At 70.7% G+C, this 21056-nt stretch carries 22 protein-coding genes, 1 tRNA gene and 1 pseudogene; 13 read left to right on the forward strand and 11 right to left on the reverse strand.

All coding sequences use genetic code 11. The features are described 5' to 3' along the window. Nucleotides 1–4 precede the first annotated feature (4 nt). The 3 genes from K6T25_RS15685 to K6T25_RS11120 all read right to left on the reverse strand — a co-directional run bounded on the left by K6T25_RS15685 (nt 5) and on the right by K6T25_RS11120 (nt 1623). Nucleotides 5–130: a hypothetical protein gene (locus K6T25_RS15685; protein ID WP_275671153.1), complete on the reverse strand. Its 126-nt coding sequence runs from the start codon at nt 128–130 to the stop codon at nt 5–7. A gap of 162 nt (nt 131–292) precedes the next feature. Beyond that, on the reverse strand, nt 293–1171 hold the full coding sequence (locus tag K6T25_RS11115; RefSeq protein WP_222918009.1) for an SDR family oxidoreductase: 879 nt from the start codon (nt 1169–1171) through the stop codon (nt 293–295). A gap of 212 nt (nt 1172–1383) precedes the next feature. After that, the gene (locus K6T25_RS11120; protein WP_222914088.1) at nt 1384–1623 is read right to left on the reverse strand and encodes a hypothetical protein; all 240 of its coding nucleotides are present in this window, start codon (nt 1621–1623) and stop codon (nt 1384–1386) included. Between the two features lie 129 nt (nt 1624–1752). Here K6T25_RS11120 and K6T25_RS15690 point away from each other — a divergent pair, with 129 nt between their 5' ends. Next, the gene (locus K6T25_RS15690) at nt 1753–1875 is read left to right on the forward strand and encodes a hypothetical protein (protein WP_275671154.1); all 123 of its coding nucleotides are present in this window, start codon (nt 1753–1755) and stop codon (nt 1873–1875) included. Here the strand turns inward: K6T25_RS15690 and K6T25_RS11125 are convergent. Beyond that, on the reverse strand, nt 1866–3488 hold the full coding sequence (locus K6T25_RS11125) for a lipopolysaccharide biosynthesis protein (protein WP_222914090.1): 1623 nt from the start codon (nt 3486–3488) through the stop codon (nt 1866–1868). The two genes, K6T25_RS15690 and K6T25_RS11125, sit on opposite strands and share 10 nt — an antisense overlap. 49 nt (nt 3489–3537) lie before the next feature. Further along, the gene (locus tag K6T25_RS11130; RefSeq protein ID WP_222914093.1) at nt 3538–4491 is read right to left on the reverse strand and encodes a diacylglycerol/lipid kinase family protein; all 954 of its coding nucleotides are present in this window, start codon (nt 4489–4491) and stop codon (nt 3538–3540) included. A gap of 203 nt (nt 4492–4694) precedes the next feature. On the opposite strand from K6T25_RS11130, the gene K6T25_RS11135 reads away from it, so the two are divergent. Beyond that, nucleotides 4695–6248 carry an RAD55 family ATPase gene (locus tag K6T25_RS11135; protein ID WP_222914095.1) on the forward strand — a complete coding sequence of 518 codons (1554 nt, stop codon included), beginning with the start codon at nt 4695–4697 and terminating at the stop codon, nt 6246–6248. 82 nt (nt 6249–6330) lie between these two features. Here K6T25_RS11135 and K6T25_RS11140 read toward each other — a convergent pair whose 3' ends face one another. Beyond that, nucleotides 6331–6936 (reverse strand): class I SAM-dependent methyltransferase, encoded by a 606-nt coding sequence (locus K6T25_RS11140; RefSeq protein ID WP_222914097.1) that lies wholly within the window; start codon nt 6934–6936, stop codon nt 6331–6333. A gap of 131 nt (nt 6937–7067) precedes the next feature. Here K6T25_RS11140 and K6T25_RS11145 point away from each other — a divergent pair, with 131 nt between their 5' ends. The 4 genes from K6T25_RS11145 (at nt 7068) to K6T25_RS11160 (ending at nt 10827) form a co-directional block, all read left to right on the forward strand. Next, nucleotides 7068–7526, forward strand: coding sequence for a hypothetical protein (locus tag K6T25_RS11145; RefSeq protein ID WP_222914099.1), 459 nt, complete (start codon nt 7068–7070; stop codon nt 7524–7526). Nucleotides 7527–7594: 68 nt separating this feature from the next. Then, on the forward strand, nt 7595–9019 hold the full coding sequence (locus K6T25_RS11150; protein WP_222914101.1) for an MATE family efflux transporter: 1425 nt from the start codon (nt 7595–7597) through the stop codon (nt 9017–9019). A 90-nt stretch (nt 9020–9109) separates the two neighbouring features. Then, a complete protein-coding gene (locus K6T25_RS11155) occupies nt 9110–9997 on the forward strand; it encodes a 3-hydroxyacyl-CoA dehydrogenase family protein (protein WP_222914103.1) in 888 nt (295 codons plus the stop codon). After that, nucleotides 9994–10827, forward strand: coding sequence for an enoyl-CoA hydratase/isomerase family protein (locus tag K6T25_RS11160; protein ID WP_222914105.1), 834 nt, complete (start codon nt 9994–9996; stop codon nt 10825–10827). Before K6T25_RS11155 ends, K6T25_RS11160 begins: the two co-directional genes overlap by 4 nt. Nucleotides 10828–10875: 48 nt before the next feature. Here the strand turns inward: K6T25_RS11160 and K6T25_RS11165 are convergent, their stop codons facing one another. From K6T25_RS11165 to K6T25_RS11175, 3 genes are all read right to left on the reverse strand, one after another. Next, entirely contained in the window at nt 10876–11403 is a 528-nt protein-coding gene (locus tag K6T25_RS11165) for a hypothetical protein (protein WP_222914108.1), read from the reverse strand. Nucleotides 11404–11440: 37 nt separating this feature from the next. Beyond that, nucleotides 11441–11917 carry a hypothetical protein gene (locus K6T25_RS11170; protein WP_225917735.1) on the reverse strand — a complete coding sequence of 159 codons (477 nt, stop codon included), beginning with the start codon at nt 11915–11917 and terminating at the stop codon, nt 11441–11443. Between the two features lie 81 nt (nt 11918–11998). After that, nucleotides 11999–12487, reverse strand: coding sequence for a dihydrofolate reductase (locus K6T25_RS11175; RefSeq protein WP_222914110.1), 489 nt, complete (start codon nt 12485–12487; stop codon nt 11999–12001). 169 nt (nt 12488–12656) lie between these two features. On the opposite strand from K6T25_RS11175, the gene K6T25_RS11180 reads away from it, so the two are divergent. Continuing rightward, nucleotides 12657–13901, forward strand: coding sequence for an FtsZ/tubulin family protein (locus tag K6T25_RS11180; RefSeq protein WP_222914112.1), 1245 nt, complete (start codon nt 12657–12659; stop codon nt 13899–13901). 88 nt (nt 13902–13989) lie between these two features. Continuing rightward, nucleotides 13990–14235, forward strand: coding sequence for a DUF8149 family protein (locus tag K6T25_RS11185; protein WP_222914114.1), 246 nt, complete (start codon nt 13990–13992; stop codon nt 14233–14235). A gap of 45 nt (nt 14236–14280) precedes the next feature. On the opposite strand, the gene K6T25_RS11190 is transcribed toward K6T25_RS11185, so the two are convergent. Next, nucleotides 14281–15525 carry a hypothetical protein gene (locus K6T25_RS11190; RefSeq protein WP_222914116.1) on the reverse strand — a complete coding sequence of 415 codons (1245 nt, stop codon included), beginning with the start codon at nt 15523–15525 and terminating at the stop codon, nt 14281–14283. Nucleotides 15526–15583: 58 nt separating this feature from the next. On the opposite strand from K6T25_RS11190, the pseudogene K6T25_RS11195 reads away from it, so the two are divergent. Then, nucleotides 15584–16270, forward strand: a pseudogene (locus tag K6T25_RS11195) (ATP-binding protein); the annotation flags it as partial. Nucleotides 16271–16573: 303 nt separating this feature from the next. Here K6T25_RS11195 and K6T25_RS11200 read toward each other — a convergent pair. Continuing rightward, nucleotides 16574–16648: transfer RNA gene (locus tag K6T25_RS11200), tRNA-Arg, on the reverse strand. Between the two features lie 344 nt (nt 16649–16992). Between K6T25_RS11200 and K6T25_RS11205 the strand changes: the two genes are divergently transcribed. The 4 genes from K6T25_RS11205 (at nt 16993) to menD (ending at nt 21029) form a co-directional block, all read left to right on the forward strand. Then, nucleotides 16993–17838: a geranylgeranylglycerol-phosphate geranylgeranyltransferase gene (locus tag K6T25_RS11205; protein ID WP_222914118.1), complete on the forward strand. Its 846-nt coding sequence runs from the start codon at nt 16993–16995 to the stop codon at nt 17836–17838. 153 nt (nt 17839–17991) lie between these two features. Beyond that, the gene (locus tag K6T25_RS11210) at nt 17992–18600 is read left to right on the forward strand and encodes an RAD55 family ATPase (RefSeq protein ID WP_222914119.1); all 609 of its coding nucleotides are present in this window, start codon (nt 17992–17994) and stop codon (nt 18598–18600) included. A 51-nt stretch (nt 18601–18651) separates the two neighbouring features. Further along, nucleotides 18652–19074 (forward strand): CoA-binding protein, encoded by a 423-nt coding sequence (locus K6T25_RS11215; RefSeq protein ID WP_222914121.1) that lies wholly within the window; start codon nt 18652–18654, stop codon nt 19072–19074. A 164-nt stretch (nt 19075–19238) separates the two neighbouring features. After that, nucleotides 19239–21029 carry a 2-succinyl-5-enolpyruvyl-6-hydroxy-3-cyclohexene-1-carboxylic-acid synthase gene (gene menD / locus K6T25_RS11220; protein ID WP_222914123.1) on the forward strand — a complete coding sequence of 597 codons (1791 nt, stop codon included), beginning with the start codon at nt 19239–19241 and terminating at the stop codon, nt 21027–21029. Nucleotides 21030–21056 lie beyond the last annotated feature (27 nt).

Genomic DNA, 21056 nt, shown 5'->3' on the forward strand with positions numbered 1-21056 from the left:
GGGGTCACTCGCCGAGATAGCGCAGTCCCGCGCCGGCGACGAGTACGAGGCCACCGGCGATGAACGTTCCCGGAAGCGGAAGCACGAACAGGCCGAGGCCGATCAACAGCACGGCCGTGGATAGTCGCATGGCCCCCGTTGGCTGACCGGACGGAAGTACTCGGTGACGGTTCCGGCGGTACCGGAAGCCGCGAAACGACACGGTCGCCGGCGGTGTCAGCCCCGACCGATATCTTCGGTCGTGGCCGTCGTCATTCCTCAGAGTCGTCGCCCGCCGTCGCCGCCGGCCTCCTCACTCCCGAGAGTACTCGGGGGCGAACATCTGTGCGGACGTGGGCGTCGGGTCGCCTTCGGTGAGGTTGTACGCCGAGAGGTCGGCGTCGCTCGCGCCCGCGGCGCGCAGGAGGTCCTCGTCGTACGCCGAGTGGCCGGTGTACTCGTCCGGGTCGCGCGCGAGGATCGAGAGCACGGCGTCCGCGAGCACGTGCGGGGTGCGCCAGTCGTCCTCGGTACCGAGCCCGAAGTAGCGCGTCGCGCGGGTGTCGACGGCGGTCACCGGCCAGAACGTGTTACAGCCGATCCCGTCGGCCGCCAGCTCCTCGGCCAGCGAGAGGGTGACGAACGACATCCCCAGCTTCGACCACGCGTAGGCGGCCTTCCCCGGCGCCCGGTCCATCGTCACCGGCGGCGCGTTCGTGAGGATCCACCCGCCGTCCTGCTCGCGGAGGTGCGGAAGGAACGCCCTGGAGACGAGGTACGTCCCGCGAACGTTCACGTCCGTCATGAGGTCGAACCGGTTCGCGGGGAGGTCCGCGACGTTCGCCAACTGGATCGCGCTGGCGTTGTTGATCACGATGTCGACCGTGCCGAACTCGTCGATCGCCTCCTCGACGGCGGCCTCGACGGCGTCCTCGTCGCGCACGTCCAACTGGATCGCGTGGGCGTCGACGCCGCGCTCCTCGCACTGCTCGGCCGTCGTGTGAATCGTTCCTGGCAACTCGCCGCCGGGTTCGGCGGTCTTGCCGGTCGAGACGACGTTACAGCCGTGTTCGGCGAGCGTGAGCGCGATCCGCTTGCCGATGCCGCGGGTCGTCCCGGTGACGAACGCCGTCGACCCCGACAGGTCGGGCGCGTCGAACGGCGGGTCGGCTCGGTCCGGTCCGGCGGGCATCGCGGGATCGGCGTCGTCGGCTGGGGCGGTGTCGTCGGTCACATCTCTCCCTGCGGGTGGGGGCGCCGTAGAAGTACCGCCTCGGGACCCGAGCCGAACCGCGTCGGGACAAGAACTGAACCGGCTCGGGGTGGGAACTGTCTCGTCCGGCGGGCCGTCCCGAGCCCCGACTCGGCGCCACCGCCCCGGTTCGCCGGCCGCCGTCGACCGAGCTACTCGGCGCCGTCCGCCAGCAGCTGTCGTATTTCGCTCAGCTTGAAGTACGAGGCGAGGCCGAGGATCGTGACGGGCCACAGTCCGACGAACTGGCCGCGCTGCTTGTCGCCGCGCACGTAGTAGAAGTACAGGGCAAGCACGACGGAGCCGACCGATGCCAGCACGGCCGGGCCGAGACCGTCGGCACCGACTTCCTCCGCCGTTTCGATCGCCGTTTCCGCTGTTGTATCACTCACATATACTGTCTGGGTCCGTGAAGGGAAATCTCTTCCCCCACCGTCGGTTCCCACCGGGCGGAGTCGCCGAGCGTCGTCGCGCCGCGAAGGATGCTAAACGGTTACACACCGACGGCACCAGGAGTCCGCATGGACGACCTCGACCCGGACACGGCGATGATCGCCGCGGGTATCGTGCTCAGTCTGATCGCCGTGCTGGAGTACTATCCAGCCTGGAGGAACGTACGACACCGCCGGGCGGATCACCCGTGACCGTCGGCGACCCGGTCGCGTACGCCGGCCAGCACCAGTCGATAGCGCTCGACCAGCGTCGCGAGCAGGCGCCGCTCGACCGCCGAGAACCCGAGGACCCGCAACACGGCGGCGTACGCCGCGAACCCGAGGAGCGTGCCGACGACCGCCGCGGGGGCCCGGGGGAGGAGTCCGCGCGCAGCCAGCGCGATGGCCGCGAACGGAACCGCCGCAACGAGCGGCTTGGCGTGTGCGCGGGTGAAGGGCTGAAGCCCCTCGACCCGGTACAACACCGCCACCTCCAGGCCGTTGTTGACGCCGAGCATGAGGAGGTAGCTGGCGACCAGCCCCGGCAACCCGAACTCGACGGTGAGCGGGATCGCCGTGACGGCGAGAAACAGCGTGATCGCGGTGTTGACGACCAACAGCGCGCGCTGGTGGTCGGTCATTCGCAGGAGGATGCCGACGCTGCCGGCCGCACACGCCAGCACCTGCGCGAGCACGAACCCCGGCAGCAGCGGCGCGTACCGCACGAACGTCGGCCCGAACAGCGCCATCACCGCCTCGCGGTGGACGATCGTCGGCACCGACAGCCCCACCACGCCGACGAGCACGAGTCGGCTGGTGACGTGGTACAGCCGCGACAGCGCCTCGGGGTGATCGCCGTCGTTGAGCGCGGCCGCGACCGGCGGGATGAACTGGTTGATCGCCATCAGGGGGAGCCGGACGAGGCTCCCGACGAGGACGCCGACGGCGAACACGCCGCCCGCGGTGCCCGACAGGAACACGGCGATCAGCGGATAGAAGCCCAGACGCTGAGTCGTCGTCGCGAAGCCGCTGAGGAACAGCGGCGTCGTGTATCCGACGTACCGACGTCGGATCGCCGCGGCGTCGGGCACGCGGACCCGCGGCCGGAACCCTCGCGAGCGCACGAGCCAGCCCGTCCCGACGAGCGCGAGCGCGCCCATCGCGAGGGGGAGCCCCACGGCGACGCCGACGAGGCCGCCGAGTGCGACCGCGCCGGCGACGCCGACGGCCAACTGGACGAGCGGGAACGCGACACGCTGGAACGCGTTCAGCGCGGTCACCTCCTCGGTGGCGCGCAGCACCCGCGCGACCACGAACAGCGACACCGTCAGCGGCAGTCCCGCCCCGAACGCGCGGAGGTACAGCGGGAACGGCGGTCCCTTCCCGGTGAACGCGGCGATGGCGGGCGCGCCGAGGAACAGCCCCGCGCCGAACAGCGCCGAGACGCCCACCACCAGCGCCGCCGCGAACGTCGCGAGCGCGTCGCGCTCGGCCTCGTCGTCGACCGTCGGGAGAAATCGGCTGAGGCCGCTGCCGAACCCCATCGCGAGCCGTCGGAGAAACCGCGAGAGTCGCCGTGCGAGCGCGAACAGCCCGTACGGCTCCGCGGCGAAGGTGTTCGTCAACAGCGCGGTGAACGCCAGCGTCAGCCCGCGCTGGGCGAGGATGCTCGGCGTGGAGACGACCGCGCCGTGGGCGACCCGTTCGAGCGCGTCCGCGAGGCGCGCCTCGGTCGGGTCGAGGTCCGCGGCGACACCGCGGTCGGCGTCGCCGCTATCGCCGTCGGCGTCCTCTGTAGTCGCGGTCGATCCCCCCGCCGATCCCATCGACTCGCCGGAGCGGAGAGTCGGAGAAAAACCCGACGAAGTGGACCGGCTACTGTGGGTCTGGATCGTTCTCCGGGTCCGGCTCGTACGCGTCGCCGACACGCACGTCGAGCGCCTCGGGGAGCGTCCGGAAGTCGAGGCGCTCGTGGGTCGCCAGCTCGCCGTCGCGACTGAACGTGATCGGTTCGCCGTCGCTTTCGACGTGCAGCTCGGCCGCGCGAAAGTGCGTCACGCCCTCGGTCCCTCCGCCGAGCAGGCGGTGGACCGCGGCCTCGACGGCCATCCCGGGGGCGGGCATCTGCTCGGCCACGACGACGTCGAACTCGCCGTCATCCATGTCGGCCTGGCCGCCCTCCCCGACGAACCTCCGCGAGTTGCCGACGAGCACGCACAGCGCCTCGCCGGCCCACGACTCCTCGGGCGACTCGACGCGCACGTCCAGCCCGTCGAACGCCATCGTCTCGCGGGCGCCCGCCAGGAGGAACGCGAGCGTGCCGAACTGCCCCTTCAACTCGTCGGAGGTCGCCGTGCTCGCGTCGGCCGGGAGCCCGGCGATACACGAGACGAGGAACGGCTCGGCGCCCCCGTCGTCGGTTTCCGTGCTTTCGTCGTCGGTTCCTGTGCCCTCGGCGACGCCGACGTCGATGGCACGGGCCTCCCCGGTGTCCGACAGTTCGATCCCGTGGTCCAGCGACTCGATGCCGAGCGTGCCGGCGAGGAGGTTCGCCGTGCCGGCCGGGAGCACCGCGAGCGTCACGTCGCCGAGGGCGTCCGCGCGGTGCAGCCCCCGGAGCGCGTCGTTGATCGTACCGTCGCCGCCGCAGACGGCGAGCGTCGAAACACCGGTCTCGCCGGCCTCCCGGGCCAACTCGATCGTGTGGGCGCCGTCCTCGGTCTCGGTGACGGCGAAGCCGCGTGCCTCCATCGCCCGGCGGACGTGCTCGGCGTGACCGCCCGTGCCGCTGTGGGGGTTGACGAGACAGCGACGCGACCCGATCCGCATATCCGAGAAAACGTCAGCAGCGCACTTCAACCCGCCGCGTCCGCGGTCCGTCGCGACCGGTCAACTCCTCGTGTCGGCGGTCGGTGTCGGAGCGGTTCGAGACGGGACACTTCGAGTCGCGACGGGTTGGGCCGAGGCGATCCGAGGTGGCGGAACCGGCCGGCGGAGGTACGGTTAAGTCCGTCCGAGGACGTTTTCCTCACATGGGCGATGAGACTGCCGCGAGCGTCGGCGACGACGTGCTCGATCGGATGCTCCGGGGCGGGCTCCCGCGAGGCCAGGCGATACTGGTGCGCGGCGGCCCGGGGACGGGGAAGTCGACGCTTGGGATGCAGTTCCTCGACGCGGGCGTGCGGGCCGGAGAGGCGTGCCTGTACGTGACGACCGAGCAGACGCTCGACGACGTGGCCGACTCCTTCTCGGCGTTCCCGTTCGCCCTCGACGACGACTGTCTCGACGTGCTCTCGCTGCACGCGACGCCGGGAACGACGCTGGAACACCCCGACGGCACGGGTGACGTGATGACCCTCCAACAACTCGACGACGACGCGGCCATCGGCGGGGACTTCTCGTTCGGGGAGTACACCCAGGAGCTGACGGCGGCGTCCCTCCGCGAGGAGTTCCGTCGCTACGCCGACTACGACCGCATCGTCGTCGACTCCGCCAACGGCCTCGCGGGGTTCAGCGACAGCCGCACCTACCGGCGGATCCTGCTCGACGTGATCGCGATCCTCTCCGACGAGGGCGACGCGACGGTACTGTTCACGGCCGAACAGGGCGGCGACGACGCGGAAGCCGTCGGCTCCCTGCTCCAGTACGCCGTTCACGGCGTCCTCTCGTTGACGCGCGAGCGTATCCGGGGCGACGGCCACCGCTTCATCGAGATCACCAAGCTGCGCGGCGTCGACCACGACAGCCGGAAGCTCGAGCTCCATATCGACGACGAGCGCGGCGCGCACGCGGTGCCCGGTCGACGGAGCCAGCCCCCGGCGGTGAAGACCCACGGCCATCGACCGGTCGGGGTCGACGGGTTCGACGACCTCGTCGGCGGCGGGATCGTCGCCGGCGCGGGCGTTCTCTTCGAACACGACGGGACGGCGAACGTCTCGACGTTCCTGGGGTCGTTCCTCGACGCCGCGCTCACCCGCGGCGACCGGCTCGCGGTCGTCCCGACGATCCACCTCCGCCCGCACGGACTGGAGACGATCCTCTCGGGGTTCGGCCACGACGCCGACGAACTGCTCGACGACGGCCGACTCAACGTCGTCGACCCGATCGGCACGTGGGACGCCGACCGCGACGGCGTCCACGCGCCCGACACGGCCGACGGCGTCCGCGGCGCGTTCGACTCGATCCGCCCCAGCGACGACGAGACGGTGCTCACGTCGATCGTGAACGCCGACGCGTACGTGAACGCGCTCTCGCCCGCGGAGGCCCGCGAGCTCCGCTACTACGAGGAGTCGAGCCTGGTCCGCCCGAGCGACACGCTCGTGCACGTCCACAACCCGGGCATCGCGGCCGACGAGGTGTCGGCGTTCTTCGAGAACACCGCCGAGCAGGTGATCGAGACGTGGCTCTCCGACAGCGGGCTCCAGTACGTCCACCTCCGGAAGTCGCCGTGCGGCTTCGTCGGCACGACCTCGCTGGTCGAGTACCTGAACGAGGAGCCGTACGTCGCGGTTCAGCGGCCGCCGGGCGACCGCGAGAACCCGATGGCCGAGGAGCCGTATCCGGACGCGTATCCGTCCGACAAGTAGTCGAGGAGCCGGAGACGCCGACGGCCGTACGGAGGAGACAGCTGCGCGCCGGTTCGTGGTCAGTCGGCTCGCCGGTTCGTGGTCAGTCGGCTCGCTCGAAGGCCCGCACGGTGTCGTCCCCGAGGGCCTCGACGTCCGTCTGCGTGAACCCGCGCGACTCGAACACCGACCCCCAGTCGTGGCGGTACAGCGGGAGGCCGTCGTCGACCTCCACGATGCCGCCGCCGCCGTCGCCCTCCAGTTCGACGGTCACGAGCGCGTCGCCGGCGACGCGGGCGATCTCGTCGAACGTCGTGGACATCTCCGTGGGGTGGACGTGCTGAAGCGTCTCGACCGAGAAGACGGCGTCGAACGCCTCGTCCGCGAAGGTCGGGAGCACGTCGGCGATGGCGCCGGCGTGGAACGACCCGGCGTCGGCGAGGTCGGGGTACTCCTCGCGGAGCACGTCGAACGAGCCGGGGTTGATGTCGACCCCGGCGAGGTCGGTGAACCCCTCTTCGTGGAGATGCGCCAGGTGTCGGCCGGAGCCGCAGCCGAGTTCCAGCACGCGCGCGCCGCGGCCGACGGCGCCGCCGAGGCGGTCGGCGACGACCTCGCTCACCTCGTTGGGCCCGTAGTGTGCGTAGTACCGCGGGGAGAACTCCCCGGTGCGGTCCGCCCAGGCGTCGCGGAGCTCGTTTGCGTTCATACGATCCGATAGGGACGGCCACGGAGAACACTTCCGACTGGCGTCACGATCGACGCTCGGCGCCGACACGCCGACGAGGTCGCCACACGGATCCGGACAACGCCTATCCGCATCTGGCGCCAACCCCCGACGTGTCACGGCTCGCTCGACTCCTCGTCGCCGTCGCGGTGCTCCCGCACGAGGCGGCTCACGCCGCCGCAGCGCGGCTGTTCGGCCTCGACGCCGAGATCGAGGTGCTGCCGGCGTGGGCCGGCCCGGGGCGCCCGCTCGGACGATTCGACGCGCCTGTCTCTCGGGAGACGCCGACGACGGTCGTCCGGGCGGTCGCGCTGGCACCGCTTGCGTACGTCGGCGTGGCCGCCGCGCTCGACGCCTTTCTTCCGGGTGGGTCCGGGGTTCGCTATCTCGCGATCGCGCCGCTGGCGTACTGGGCGGCGCTGTCGAGCGGCGACCTCGCGGTCGCCGCCGACCCGGGGACGGTCCGCGAGCGCGGACACTTTCTCGTGGCCGACGAGGGGTGGAGCGGCCCGACTGCGGACGCGTTGACCGTGCTCACGACGGGCGCCGTGGCTGGACTGCTCATCGCGTGAGCCGGCACCTCCGTCAGTGCCCGCCCTCGAACGGAACCGATTAGCCGTGCGCATCCGTCGCCACGGACGTGCCACTGCTTCGTCGCGCCGGCGCCGCCGTCGCAGCGGCCCTCGCCGGCGCGGGTGTCATCGACGAGTCGCGCCTGCGCGCGACGACCGACCTTGCGTGGCCCCGGATCGTCACCGGCTTCGCCATCATGTCGAAGCGGACGGTCGACCTCGCGCTGGTCGGCCTCGTCATCGGTCCGACGGCGGTCGCCGGGCTGACGCTCGCGAACGCGTTCTGGATGGCCGCGAAGTTCGTCGCGATCGGGCTGGCCGGCGGAACGGTCTCGCTCGTTTCCCAGAACTACGGCGGCGGCGACGACGAGCGCGCCGCCGCGGTCGTCCGCCTCAGTGTCCTGATCGCGGCGGCGCTCGCGGTGCCGGCGGTCGCGGCGTTCGGCCTCGCGGCCGAGCCGCTCGTCGGCCTGCTCGGCGGCGACCGGACGGCGATCGGCTACGGCGCGACGTATCTCGCGGTGGTCGCGCCCGGCCTGCTGTTCGAGTTCCTGAACCTGATCGCCAGTCGAACGTACGCCGGCGTCAGCGACACCGTCACGCCGATGGTCGTCCGCGCGGGCGGCGCCGTCGCCAACATCGCGCTGTCGGCGACGTTCGTCCTCGCGTTCGACATGGGCGTCGCCGGCGCCGCGCTGGGGACCGCGCTGGCGACGGGGCTCGTGACGGTCGTGTTCGCGTGGGGGATGACCGGCCGGAGCTACCTCCGCGGGCGCGGCGCCAGCCCCGTCCCGCTGCGCGTCCGCGGGTCGGCCCACGACCGCGAACTCCTGGGACAGATCGCCAGCGTGTCCGCGCCGCTGGTCGCCCGCCGCGCCGCCCAGGGGCTCGTCGTGTTCCCGCTGCTGGCGATCGCGGCGACGTTCGGCCCGGTCGCCGTCGCCGCCGTCGGCGTCGGCCGGCAGGTGCGCGCGCTCCTCGGGAGCTTCTCGTGGGGCTTCTCGATCGCCGCCTCGACGCTCGTCGGACAGGAACTCGGCCGCGGCGACGAGGCCGAGGCCGAGGCGTACGGCCGCGGGATCACCCGGCTGTCGCTGCTCGTGTACCTCGTCGCCGCCGCGGTCGTCGTCGCCGCGGCCGAGCCGATCGCGGCGGTGTTCGTCGACGACCCCGCGAACCTGTCGCTGTCGGCGGACTTCGTCCGCGTCGCGGCGATCTCGGTGGTCGCGCTCGGGGTCGACGGGTCGATCACGGGAACCCTGCGCGGCGCCGGCGACACCCGCGTCCCGTTCGTCGCGACGCTGGCGGGCGCGTATCTCGCGGCGCTGCCGCTCGCGTGGGCCGGGACGGCGATCCCCGCGCTCGGCGTCGGCGGGCTGCTCCTCTCGCTGCTTGCCGAGACGGCTGTACCCCTGGTGGTGAACGCCCGCCGCTTCCGCTCGAACCGCTGGAAGGCCGTCAGCCGAGAGTACCGCCCGAGCGCGGGCGACTGAGGGCGCGAGATGGAGCCGACGCTCGGGGGGAGGGGGGGGGACGCCCGCGGCACCACCCACCCTTATGCCCGCCCGCGGCACCACCCAGCTATGCGAGTCACGGTACTGGGCGCGGGGACGATGGGCGCCGGCATCGCGCAAGCGGCCGCGACCGCCGGGCACAGCGTCGCGCTGCGGGACGTGGAGGAGTCGTACGTCGAGGACGGCATCGCCCGCATCGACGACACGCTCTCGGCGGGCGTCGAACGCGGGAAGGTCGACCCGGACGCGCGCGAGGCAGCTCTCGACCGGATCGCGGGGACGACCGACCTCGCGGCGGCGGTCGACGGCGCCGACCTCGTGATCGAGGCGGTGCCGGAGGACGCGGAGCTCAAGAAGGAGGTGCTCGGCGCGGTCGAGGGACACGTCGACGCCGACGCGGTGCTGGCGTCGAACACGTCGGCGCTATCGGTGACGGAACTGGCGAGCGCGCTCGATCGGCCAGAGCGCCTGCTCGGACTCCACTTCTTCAACCCGGTTCACCTGATGGGACTGGTCGAGGTCGTCGTCGCCGAGCGCACCGACGACGCGACGCTCGCGACCGCCCACGAGTTCGTCGAGTCGCTGGACAAGGTCGCCGTCGAGGTGCGCGACTCGCCGGGGTTCGCCTCCTCGCGGCTGGGCGTCGCGCTCGGTGCCGAGGCGATCCGGATGTACGAGGGGGGCGTCGCCGGCGCCGCCGACATCGACGCCGCGATGGAGTTGGGGTACAACCACCCGATGGGACCGCTGCAGCTGACGGACGTGATCGGGCTGGACGTGCGCCTGGACGTGTTGGAGTACCTGCGCGAGGAGTTGGGCGAGCGATTCCGCCCGCCGCAGGCGCTCAAGCGGAAGGTCCGCGCCGGCAAGCTGGGAAAGAAGACCGGCGAGGGGTTCTACGTCTGGGAGGACGGGGAGGCGGTTCGGCCCGCGGACGAGGCGGGTGAGGAACGATGACCGGCGATCCCGACACCGACCCCGAGACCGTCGTCGCCGACTGCGAGTTCGTCGACTGCGCGGTCGGCGACCGCGCCGACGGCGTCGCCACGGTCACGCTCTCGCGGCCGGACGCACGAAACGCCCTGAACGCACAGCTTCGCGAGGAGCTGAAACGCGTTCTCGACGCCATCGAGCGCGAAGACAGCGGCGTCCGGGTCGTCGTGCTCACCGGCGCCGACGAGGCGGGGGCCTTCGTCGCCGGCGCGGACGTGACCGAGCTGCGCGAGCGCGACACGACCGAGCAGCGTCGCGCGAGCGACCGTCCGCGGGTGTACGAGCGCGTCGCCGACCTCCGGCGGCCGGTGATCGCTCGGATCAACGGCCACGCGCTCGGCGGGGGCTGTGAACTCGCGCAGGCGTGCGACGTACGAATCGCCCACGAGCGGGCGACGCTCGGCCAGCCGGAGATCAACCTGGGGCTCATCCCCGGCGGCGGCGGTACCCAGCGGCTCGTCAGGCTGGTCGGCGAGGGGCAGGCGATGAAGCTGATCTGTTCGGGGGAACTCATCGACGCCGAGGAGGCGGCCGACATCGGACTCGTCGACGAGGTCCACGGGGACGACGACTTCGACGACCGCGTGTACGACCTGGCGGCGTCGATGGCGGACAAGAGCCCCGTCGCGCTGGAGCACGCCAAGAAGGCGGTACGAGCCGCCTCGCGGATGGGGCTCGACGAGGGGCTCGACTACGAGTCGGAGCTGTTCGTCGGGCTGTTCGCGACCGCGGACAAGGACGAGGGGATCGACGCGTTCCTCGAGGACCGCGAGCCGGAGTGGGAGGGCCGATAGGGGGAGTCGGGAGGAGAGTGGAGGCGAAGAGACGGCCCCGGAACCGGCTCAGTACCGGGCCGCCGCGTCGACGATGCCGACCGTCTGGCCGACGCCGACGAGCGCGAGGCCGGCCAGCCGGACCGGCGCGTCGATGGGCGCACCGGAAGCGAGCCCGACGACGTAGGCGACGGCGCCCGCGAGCGAGAGCGTCGCGGCCGCGTAGTTGACCGTTCGTGCGGTTCCCCGTGACTCACGGCCCGTGTACCACAGCGCGGGAACGGGGAGGAGGGTCCAGCCGACGACCGAGGTCGCGACCAGCGGCGACGACGCGGGATCCGCGGCGACGAGCAGCCCGACGGTGCCCGCGAGCGTGACGGGGATCCCGGCGAGGATCACGAGCCGCCACGCCCGGAGGACGCCCGTGGCCATGTCTCCCCACGAGAGCCCGACGAACGCGACGAGCAGCACGTCCATCACGAGGTGCGCGATCAGCACCGGTCGGTCGGCGACGGGTCCGAGGTGAGCGGCGACGGTGAACCCCCACGCGAGCGGAACGAGCCCGGCGGGCGCGGTCTCACGGGTGCGTCGGAACACGCCGGCTCGACGGCGGTCGCGGTGAAAACGGTTCGGGCTACAGGACGGCGACGCCGACGACGGGGACGAGGACGAGCAGGTAGACGGCGGCCTCGATCGCCCACGCCCGGCGGATCCGACGGAGCCGCTGACGGGGGAGCCCGCTCGAGCGCGGCAACACGACGAGCGCGAAGAAACCGACCATCGGCGGGTACATGAGCACGGCCGCGGCAACCAGGGAGATCGGGCCCGAACCAAGCACGCTCCCGACCGCGAGCAGCAGCCAGACGTACAGCGCTCCCGAGAGCGTCCCGGCGACGTAGTGAACGACCGACGCGAGGCGTTCGGGCGAGTTGTCGGGGTGGGTGTCGGTGAGGACGCCGGCGGCGACGCGCGGCGGCGTCCAGCCCTCGTCGATCCGGTCCATCACGCGATCCATCGCGAGCGTCGCGACGACGCCGGCGACGAGGCCGACGAGGAACAGCAGCGGTACCGAGATCGGAACGGCGGCTTGCGCGAGCACGGACGTGTCCACGGGCGCAAGCCACCTATCGGTTTCCGCTGTCGGGGAGCGAAGGACCACCGCAACCCGGGCGCCCGCGCGGCGACTCGTCGGTCAGTCGTCGGTGATGCGGACCCACTCCTCCAGCGTGAAGCGGTCGAACTCGGTCGACTCGACCAGCTCCCAGTCGGCCTCGTCCCACTCCGGGTAGGTGGTGTCGCCCTCGTACTCGCCGTGGACGCGGCTGAGCACCATCCGATCGACGTGCGGCTGGAACAGCTCGTAGATCGCTCCCCCGCCGATCACGGAGGCGGTGTCGACGTCGAGCGATTCGGCGATCTCGACGGCCTCGTCCACGTCGGCGGCGACGTGTGCCGTGTCGGCGTCGACCGAGTCGACGCTGCGCGAGAGGACGATCCGTGCCGACCCGGGGAGGTCGTCCAGCATCGACTCGAACGTCCGGCGGCCGAGGATCACCGGGTCGTTCGCGATTCGGTCGCGGTACTGCCGTTTGTCCGCGGGGATTGAGGGCCACGGGAGTTCGCCGTCGTCGCCGATGACGCCGTTGTCCGCGACTGCGGCGACGGATACGAGTTCGACCATACGGCGACCACGGGGCCCCCGGACATACCGTTTTCCCGCGGCGCCTCGGCTGACAGCCTGCGTCGGGGACGTCCGATCGACTTCGATCCGGCCCGACTCATCACGCCACCGCGAGTAGCCTCTCCCCTCCACCACGGTTATGTACTCGCGGCGGTCGCCTTCACTCGACATGCAGATCGGAGTCGTCGGCGTCGGCCGGGGCGGCACCGCGCTCGTGGACGCGCTGCTGGCGGACGACGCGGGGCGCGACACGGACTCCCTCGTCGGCGCGGTCGCCATCGACACCGACGCGGGCACGCTCGCGGACCTCGAGCGTGTCGCCGAGGACGATCGGCACCTGCTCGGGACGGTCCACACGGAGGGAGCGGGAACCGCCGGCGACACGGAACTGGCCGCCGAGATCGCTCGCGAGGAGCGGCCGGAACTCCAGGCGGCGGCCGATTCGCTTCCCGTCGGACAGATGGACGCCGCGCTCGTGTGTGCAGCGGTCGGCGGCGGTACCGGTGCGGGCATCGCCCCGGCGGTCGTCGACCTGCTCGGGCAGGTGACGAGCACCCCGGTGTACGCGCTCGGTGTCCTCCCGGGCGTCGCCGAGGTCGGCGGCGACGGCGACGCCGCCGACGCGACGGCCGACGGGCCGAAGCGGTCGACCGCCGCCGGCGCCGGTAGCGACGCCGGTAACGGGTCTGTGAACGGGGGGGCCGCCGGAGCCGACGACCGCGACCGACCGGAGGGACCGGACCGGCCAATCGCGTCGAACGCGGCGGGCGCGGTGCGCGCGCTCTCGGCCGCGAGCGACGACCTGTTGCTCGCCGATCTCGACGTGTGGCGCGCCAGCGGCGGCACGTACGCCGACGCGTGGCCGCAGTTGGACGCCGCGGTCGCCGGACGGCTCGGGGCGCTGTTGGCCGCTGGCGAGGCGGTCGACCCGACGCCGGAGCGCGTCCTCGACGCCAGCGAGCTGACGAACACCCTCGGCGCCGGCGGCGTCACCGCGCTCGGCACCGCGGCCACCGCGGTCGAGAACGGTCGTCGCACGGGACTCGTCGGCGGCCTGCTCGACCGCGTCGGCGGCGCCGACGGCCCCGCAGTCGACGAGGGCGAGGCGGTGTCGATCGCGACCAACGCCGCCCGGAAGGCGATCGCCCACCGGCTCAGCCTCCCGTGTGACCCCACCAGCGCGTCGCGCGCGGCGGTCGTGTTCCGCGCGCCGCCGGCGTGGCTCAGCCGCCGCGGGCTCGAACGCGCCCGGAGCCTGATCGAGGAGGAGACCGGGGTGCCGGAGATCCGCTGGGGGGATCACCCCGACCCGACCGCCGAGGAGTTCCGCGTCACGGTGCTGCTGTCCGGGATCTCCACCGCCGACCGGCTCGCCGCGCTCGGCGACGCTGTCGACCCCACGCGGCTCGGGTGACCGGTTACCGGAGGCGAATCGCCGTCGCCGGACCGCCTATCGCCGCCGAACCGACCCGTTTAGGGCGATCCCCACGCGAGTGTCGTGTATGACTACCGACGGGAGAGCCGGGACCGACGATCCGCCCGGCGGAAGCGACGAACCGACCGTCCCCATCGTCTGCGAGGAGTGTGACACCCGAACGCGCGTGCCGCTGTCGGAGCTCGCGGACCAACTTCGGCGCCACAACGAGACGAGACACGACGGCGAGGACGTCGCCGGCGTCGAGCCCGCGCTCGCCGACCGGATCGCCGATCTGGCCGCCGAGGACATGGGGCTGTTGGACGGGGAGTGAGCGTGGTTCCCCGTCACCGTCGCCGCTCGATCCGTCCGAACCGGATCAAGTAACCGGCTCCCGTAGCGCCCACGTGTCGGCCGTCGGATCCAGGTTCGAGGGTTCGGTTCCTCGGTCGGTGAGAACGCCCGCGTGATACAGCATGGTCTTCAGTTGAAACACCGTCGGCGCGTGATACACGGTCCCGTCGGTCAGTTCCGCTCGCCGTAACTCGCCGTCCGCGTCCAACACGCGACCCCGAACCTCGTCGTCGCCGCGCACGAACAGCTCGACGGTGAACGAGGGGTGCAGTTCGTGGAGGTACTCCGCGAACTGTGGGAGGGTCGGAGCGGCGACTCCGTCCTCGTGGAGTCGCTGGAGTTCCTCGACGAGCAGCTGCGTCGCCGGATACGCGTAGACGACGCGGCGGGTGAGTAGCCCCCACTTCGGCGCGAGATCACAGAACCGTGCCCGCGAGCGCTTCCAGTCGTCGAATACCTGAAGCGCAGCATCGACCGACCCGTATTCCCGGAGCACGAACCGGACGACCTCCCGGCCGAGGGGTGTCAGCCGAGCCGAGGCGGGTTGGCCGTCGATGGGGTTCAGGAAGGCCGCCCCGGTTCTGGCGTCATCAGTTGCGCGCACGACGTACTCCGCGAGGATCTGTTCTGTGTCCCGTTCGTGGTAGACAGCGAGTGGATACGCGAGGTAGTTCTTTGGATGATTGAGGCCGAACGACTTGCCGGCGACGCCTTGCGCACTGGCCTGGAATCGGATAGCCGTCGTCTCTGTCGTCGTTCGGCTCCCGACGACGCGGGGGGTTTCGACCGGATCGACGGTGCCGTCAGGCGTCACGCCAAGGATCCCGACGTTCAACTCACGAGCGAGCGTCCGGGCGGACTGCGAGACGGTGTCGGCCGGGGCGGCGACGTACGCGGCGTTCGCGTCGTGGAGCCGGTCGTACGCCTGGACGATTCCGCGCTCGACGTCGGCGGCGCTCCGATTCGTGTGGCCTTTCGCTTCGACGACCACCAGCGGCGGGTCGTCGCCGAGGCGGTCTACGGCCAGGAACTCGTCGCTCAGCAGCCGCACGCCGACGAGGTCAGGGTAGCCGGAGCCGACGCGGACGTGGTTGAACGGCGCCAGTTCGTCCGTGATGTCCGGATCGATGGACTCGTTTGCGAGCCACTGGTCGGACGAGAACTGGGTATCGACGACCGCGTACCCATCGTCGGCGTCGTCGGGGAACAGGCGGCGCTTCGCGTGCGCCAACACGCGCGGTTCCGAGAGCGGCGACGCCGCGCTTGCCATGACGGTACACTGCTATCACCAGCTTATGAAGATGGGGGTGAGCGCGGGATGAAGAGATACGTCATTATGGAACCCCGCACGATACATGAATATTCTCGAGGCGATCGCAACCGGGCACACGACCCCCAACGAGATCTCGGGGGCGACCGGGATCGATTCGGGGCCGCTGTCGAAGTACCTCCAGACCCTCCGGCGGCTGCGGTTGATCGACCGCGAGGTACCCGTGACGGCGTCGGAAAAGCAGTCCAAGCGGTCGCGGTATCTGGTGGCCGACGAGTTCCTCCGGTTCTGGTTCCGGTTCGTCGAACCGAATCGCTTCAGCATCGAAGAAGCACCCGACGTCGTCTACGACGGAACGATCGAGCCGAATCTCCCCGACCACGTCGCAACGACGTTCGAGGACGTCTGTCAAGAGGCCGTCTGGGAAGCGATCCGTCGTGGCGAACTCAAGTCGTATTCCGAAGTCGGGCGGTGGTGGTACGGCGAAGACGAGATCGACATCGTTGGACTCGCCCCGGATACCGACCGGATCTTGTTCGCGGAATGTAACTGGACGAGCGAGCCGGTTAGTCCCGCCCTTGTGTCACAGCTGCGGGAGAAAGCCGAGCGTGTTCGCTGGGGGCCGGACACGCGCGACGAGGAATTCGCGTTGTTCTCGAAAAGCGGGTTCGTCGATGGATTCGCTGACGACGTAGATAATAACTGGTCGCTGTACGGGCTGCGTGAAATGAGAGCTCTTCTGTAGTCGAACTACCCAACTTCTGTCGACCCAATACTCCCGTTCCTGTCGCAGCACGCGTCTGAACAAGGTCCCTCACTTGTAGACAACAACGCGTGAACGGTGAGAGCGATCAGGTAGTGTCGATGACACATCTAACGAGTCATTGATCATGGCTATCCCAGCCCGGTTTAGCTGTGCGCGATCCTCAGCAGCGAACACGCTCGTTCGGAATCGTTCGCCTATCGAACGGAATCAAAGTCAGCAGACACGGTTGGCATATAAGTAACCCGCCCACGTCTATCGAATTCGGACCGTTCGGAAAACGAATGGGCGCTGCAGGATTTGAACCCGCGACAGCTTGGTCCGAAGCCAAGCACTCTGTCCAGACTGAGCTAAGCGCCCGCAGCCGTTCATACCCGACAGGCCCGCTTAAGTCCCGCGCTTCGGATCGCTGGACGAGACCGAAAATATGGAGCCACCAGTCGATGGTCACCGGTGGGCGACGACGGGTACCGACGGTCGGGGCGGAGACGGGCAGTCGGTCGGGCGTCGCTTCCATGTCGGGTTGTATTCCGGTGTCGAGCCCTTCGCACGGTCGCAGTTCCATCGGCGGAACAGTGGCATCGGAACGTTCGGGCTCTCCCCCGAACGCTCTCTCGGAGTCCTCCGGACGTCGGGGTGTTCCGAAGACCGGCGTCGCGGTCGTCCCGCGTCCTTTATCCTTGCCCGGCGGGTGACCGCGAACCATGAACGCGACCCGGTCGATCGGCGGCTTCCTCGAGCTCGCCCGCGTCGGCAACGCGGTCGCGGCGGGTGCGCTCACCTTCGTCGGCTCGTTCGTCGCGGGAGGGCTCGACACGCTCTGGGCTGTCGCACTCGCGGTGATCGCGACTGCGGCGGCGACGGGCGCGGGAAACGCGGTCAACGACTACTTCGATCGCGATATCGACGCCGTGAACAGACCGGATCGCCCGATCCCGAGCGGTCGGGTGTCGGCCCGCGCGGCCGCCGGGTTCGCGGCGGCGTTGTTTCTGGTCGCCACCGCCGCCGCGCTGTCGCTGCCGCCGCTGGCGCTGGCGATCGCGATCGTGAACCTCCTGGCGCTTTTGGCGTACACGCAGCTGTTCAAGGGGCTACCCGCAGTGGGCAACGTCGTCGTCGCGTATCTCACCGGCTCGACGTTCCTGTTCGGGGCGGCCGCAGTCGGGCCGATCGCGCCGCCGACGTGGACGCTGTTCGGGCTCGCCGCGACGGCGACGTTCGCCCGCGAGGTGGTGAAGGACGTGGAGGACACGGCGGGCGATCGCGAGGAGGGGCTCCGGACGCTTCCGATCGTCGTCGGCGAGGGTCCCGCGCTCGCGCTCGCGACGGTCGCGATGGCGGCGGCAACGCTGGCGAGCGTGCTCCCGTACGTCGACGGGACGTTCGGCCCGGCGTACCTCGCCGTCGTCGTGCCCGCGGACGCGACGATGCTCGGCGCAACTGCGTGGGGATTCCGTGACCCGGCGGCGGCCCAGCGGTGGATCAAGCGTGGGACCTTCCTCGCGGCGGCGGCGTTCGTCGCGGGCCGTCTCGTAACGGTGGTCGGGTAGTCGTGCAACGGCGTCACGTCGCCCATCCAATCATAAAGAATAATACCGGCTCACGGCAATCATCGCATAGTTGGATGACTCCAGGCGAGACGGAGCGAACGACGAGCCCGCGAGAGCGCGCCGTCTGCGCCGATCGGCTTGTGAGGGCATCCCATGTATGAGGTCGAGGCGCTCGACGCCGAGATCGAGCCCGGGTCGAACGTGCTCCTCACCGGGCCGGCCCTGAGCGGAAAGCGGGAGCTCGCGCTCGACGTGCTCGCGGAGGGAACGCGCTCGGGCGAGGGCGCGATCATGGTGACGACCAAAGATTCAGCCGACCGACTCCTCGAACAGTTCGCCAAGCGGGAGCCGTACGAGGGTCGACCGGTCGCCGTCGTCGACACGGTCACACGGCAGCAGGGAGTCAACGACGTGCGCGAGAGCGACCGCATCAAGTACACCTCGTCGCCGGTCGACATGACCGGCATCGGGATCAAGCTCTCGTCGTTCCTCGAGGCGTTCTACAAGGATCGCGGTATCCGCCAGAACCGTGTCATGGTCCACTCGCTGTCGACGCTTCTCATGTACTCCGATCTCCAGACGGTGTTCCGGTTTCTCCACGTGTTCACCGGTCGGATCCAGAGCGTCGACGGGCTCGGACTGTACTGTATCGACTCGACGGCCCACGACGACCAGACGATGAACACGCTGAAGCAGCTGTTCGACGGGATCATCGAAACCAGGGAGGACGGCGAGCCGACGGTCAGGCTGTCGAACGCCTGAGCACGGGTCGACGCACGAACCCTTTTGACCCGAGACGCCGCATCGCCGGGTATGCCAGTCACCGACGACGACGGCCTGCGCGAACTGCTCTCGATGGACCCTATCGCGGTCGTCGGGTGTTCGAGCACGCCGGGAAAAGCCGCCCACGACATCCCGGCATACCTGCAGGACCACGGCTACGAGGTGATCCCGGTGAACCCCTACGCCGACGAGATCCTCGGCCGCGAGGCGTACGACTCGCTGGCCGATGTCGACGAGGACATCGGAGTGGTCGACGTGTTCCGCCCGAGCGAGGAGGTACCCGATATCGTCGACGACGTGCTCGCGCGCCACGAGGACCGCGACGACGTGAGGGGGGTGTGGCTCCAACTGGGCATCTCCGACGACGAGGCGCTCGCGCGCGCCGAGGACGCCGGGCTGGTGACCACACAGGATCGGTGTATGAAGGTCGAACACGACCGGCTGATCGCGTAGCGCGGTCGTCGCGTCGCCTACCAGTCGTCCGAGTGACGACCGTCGAGCGACCGCGGGGCGTCCCATCGTGGGTCCGCCGAGCGTGTCATTGCGGGTTCACCGGCGGTTCGCGGCGGTCGGCGCGGGACACGCCGTTTATCCGCTCGCCGGTCGAAGCGGAGCGCATGCCCGCACGCGCCCCGAACCGGAACACGCTGTGGGGTCGCGCCGTCGCCGACGAACTCGCCGCCGCCGGCGTCGGCGCCGTCTGCGTCACCCCCGGTTCGCGTTCGACGCCGCTGACCGTCGCGCTCGCCGAACACCCCGACATCCACGTCTTCTCCCACCTCGACGAGCGGGCCTCCGCGTTCTTCGCGCTCGGTCGGGCGCGCCGCACCGGCGAGGTGACCCCGCTGGTGTGCACCTCCGGCACCGCCGCCGCGAACTTCCACCCGGCGGTGATGGAGGCTGCACAGTCCAGGGTGCCGATGCTCCTCCTCACGGCGGACCGCCCGCCCGAGCTTCGCGACTCGGGCGCGAACCAGACCGTCGACCAAGAGAAACTGTACGGCGACGCGGTCCGGTGGTACAAGGACCTCCCCGAACCCGAGGGCGACGACCGGAAGCTCAGGTCGCTTCGCACCGACCTCGCCCGCGCGGTCTCGACCGCCGAGGGGACGCCGGCCGGGCCGGTCCACCTGAACGTTCCGTTCCGCAAGCCGCTGGAACCCGTTGCGGTCGAGGGCGACGTGCCCGACGATCTCCCGGAACTCGCCGCCGGGGGTCGCGACGGGGATCGCCCGTTCGTGTCCACGACCGCCGGCCACCCGATGCCGGACGACCGGGACCTACAGCAACTTGCGCGTGCGCTCGCGGTCGAACGCGGGCTGATCGTCGCCGGCCCCGCGGACCCGCCGGGCCCCGACCCGCAGGCAGTGACGGCGCTGGCGCACGCGACCGGCTTCCCCGTGCTCGCGGACCCGCTCTCGGGGCTGCGGTTCGGCTCGTCCGTCCGGGTCGCCCCCGTCCTCGGCGGCTACGACGGGTTCCTCGCGGCCGGCGCTCCCGACGGCTGGCCCGACCCCGAAGTCGTCGTGCGCTTCGGCGCCTCCCCGACCTCGAAGCCGCTCCGAAAGTACCTCGCCGGCACCGGGGCCCGCCAGCTCGTCGTCGATCCCGCCGGCCGGTGGCGCGAGGCGGAGTTCGCCGCAACGGACCTCGTCGTCGCCGACCCCTCCCGGCTGTGTGGCGCGCTCTCGCGGCAGGTGGGGCAGGTCGGGAGCGAGCCCGACTCGACGGCGTGGCGCGAGCGCTGGGAGGCCGCCGAGGCCGTCCACTGGGACGCCGTCGATGCCGTCGCCGACGAGGGGCGCTTCTTCGAGGGGCGCGTCCTCGCCGACGTGGCCGAGTTGGCTCCCGAGCCGTCGACCGTGTTCGTCTCGAACTCCATGCCCGTCCGCGACGCCGACCGCTTCGTCGCGCCCGCCGCCAAGGGGCTCACGATGCTCGGGAACCGCGGCGCCTCCGGCATCGACGGCATCGTCTCGACGGCGCTGGGCGCCGGGTCGGCGACGACCGACGACCTGACGCTCGTCACGGGCGATCTCGCGTACTACCACGACATGAACGGGCTGCTCGCGCTGGCGCGCTGTGACGTTGACGCGACGGTCGTCGTGATCAACAACGACGGCGGCGGCATCTTCCACATGCTGCCCATCGAGGAGTTCGACCCGCCGTTCACCGGGCAGTTCAAGACGCCTCACGGTCTCGACTTCGAGCCGACCGAGGAGTTGTACGACCTCTCCTTTGCCCGCGTCGACGGCGACGACCGCGAGGAGTTCCGCGATCTGTACCGCGAGAGCGTCGCGAGCGCGGGAACGGACGTGATCGAGGCGACGAGCGACGCCGAGGCGAGCCATCGCGTGCGCGAGGAGATCGCCGATGAGGTGGTCGACCGCGCCGCCGGGATCGACTGATCCGGGACCCGGCGGGTTCCCGCGACC

The sequence above is a fragment of the Halobaculum rubrum genome, assembly GCF_019880225.1.
GTDB lineage: Archaea > Halobacteriota > Halobacteria > Halobacteriales > Haloferacaceae > Halobaculum > Halobaculum rubrum.

What these genes read in the sequence shown, in the direction of transcription:
- K6T25_RS15685 (WP_275671153.1), bottom strand. Translation starts at nt 130, where the DNA reads ATGCGACTATCCACGGCCGTGCTGTTGATCGGCCTCGGCCTGTTCGTG.
- K6T25_RS11115 (WP_222918009.1), bottom strand. Translation starts at nt 1,171, where the DNA reads ATGCCCGCCGGACCGGACCGAGCCGACCCGCCGTTCGACGCGCCCGAC.
- K6T25_RS15690 (WP_275671154.1), top strand. Translation starts at nt 1,753, where the DNA reads ATGGACGACCTCGACCCGGACACGGCGATGATCGCCGCGGGTATCGTG.
- K6T25_RS11125 (WP_222914090.1), bottom strand. Translation starts at nt 3,488, where the DNA reads ATGGGATCGGCGGGGGGATCGACCGCGACTACAGAGGACGCCGACGGC.
- K6T25_RS11130 (WP_222914093.1), bottom strand. Translation starts at nt 4,491, where the DNA reads ATGCGGATCGGGTCGCGTCGCTGTCTCGTCAACCCCCACAGCGGCACG.
- K6T25_RS11135 (WP_222914095.1), top strand. Translation starts at nt 4,695, where the DNA reads ATGGGCGATGAGACTGCCGCGAGCGTCGGCGACGACGTGCTCGATCGG.
- K6T25_RS11140 (WP_222914097.1), bottom strand. Translation starts at nt 6,936, where the DNA reads ATGAACGCAAACGAGCTCCGCGACGCCTGGGCGGACCGCACCGGGGAG.
- K6T25_RS11155 (WP_222914103.1), top strand. Translation starts at nt 9,110, where the DNA reads ATGCGAGTCACGGTACTGGGCGCGGGGACGATGGGCGCCGGCATCGCG.
- K6T25_RS11160 (WP_222914105.1), top strand. Translation starts at nt 9,994, where the DNA reads ATGACCGGCGATCCCGACACCGACCCCGAGACCGTCGTCGCCGACTGC.
- K6T25_RS11175 (WP_222914110.1), bottom strand. Translation starts at nt 12,487, where the DNA reads ATGGTCGAACTCGTATCCGTCGCCGCAGTCGCGGACAACGGCGTCATC.
- K6T25_RS11180 (WP_222914112.1), top strand. Translation starts at nt 12,657, where the DNA reads ATGCAGATCGGAGTCGTCGGCGTCGGCCGGGGCGGCACCGCGCTCGTG.
- K6T25_RS11185 (WP_222914114.1), top strand. Translation starts at nt 13,990, where the DNA reads ATGACTACCGACGGGAGAGCCGGGACCGACGATCCGCCCGGCGGAAGC.
- K6T25_RS11190 (WP_222914116.1), bottom strand. Translation starts at nt 15,525, where the DNA reads ATGGCAAGCGCGGCGTCGCCGCTCTCGGAACCGCGCGTGTTGGCGCAC.
- K6T25_RS11205 (WP_222914118.1), top strand. Translation starts at nt 16,993, where the DNA reads ATGAACGCGACCCGGTCGATCGGCGGCTTCCTCGAGCTCGCCCGCGTC.
- K6T25_RS11210 (WP_222914119.1), top strand. Translation starts at nt 17,992, where the DNA reads ATGTATGAGGTCGAGGCGCTCGACGCCGAGATCGAGCCCGGGTCGAAC.
- K6T25_RS11215 (WP_222914121.1), top strand. Translation starts at nt 18,652, where the DNA reads ATGCCAGTCACCGACGACGACGGCCTGCGCGAACTGCTCTCGATGGAC.
- menD (WP_222914123.1), top strand. Translation starts at nt 19,239, where the DNA reads ATGCCCGCACGCGCCCCGAACCGGAACACGCTGTGGGGTCGCGCCGTC.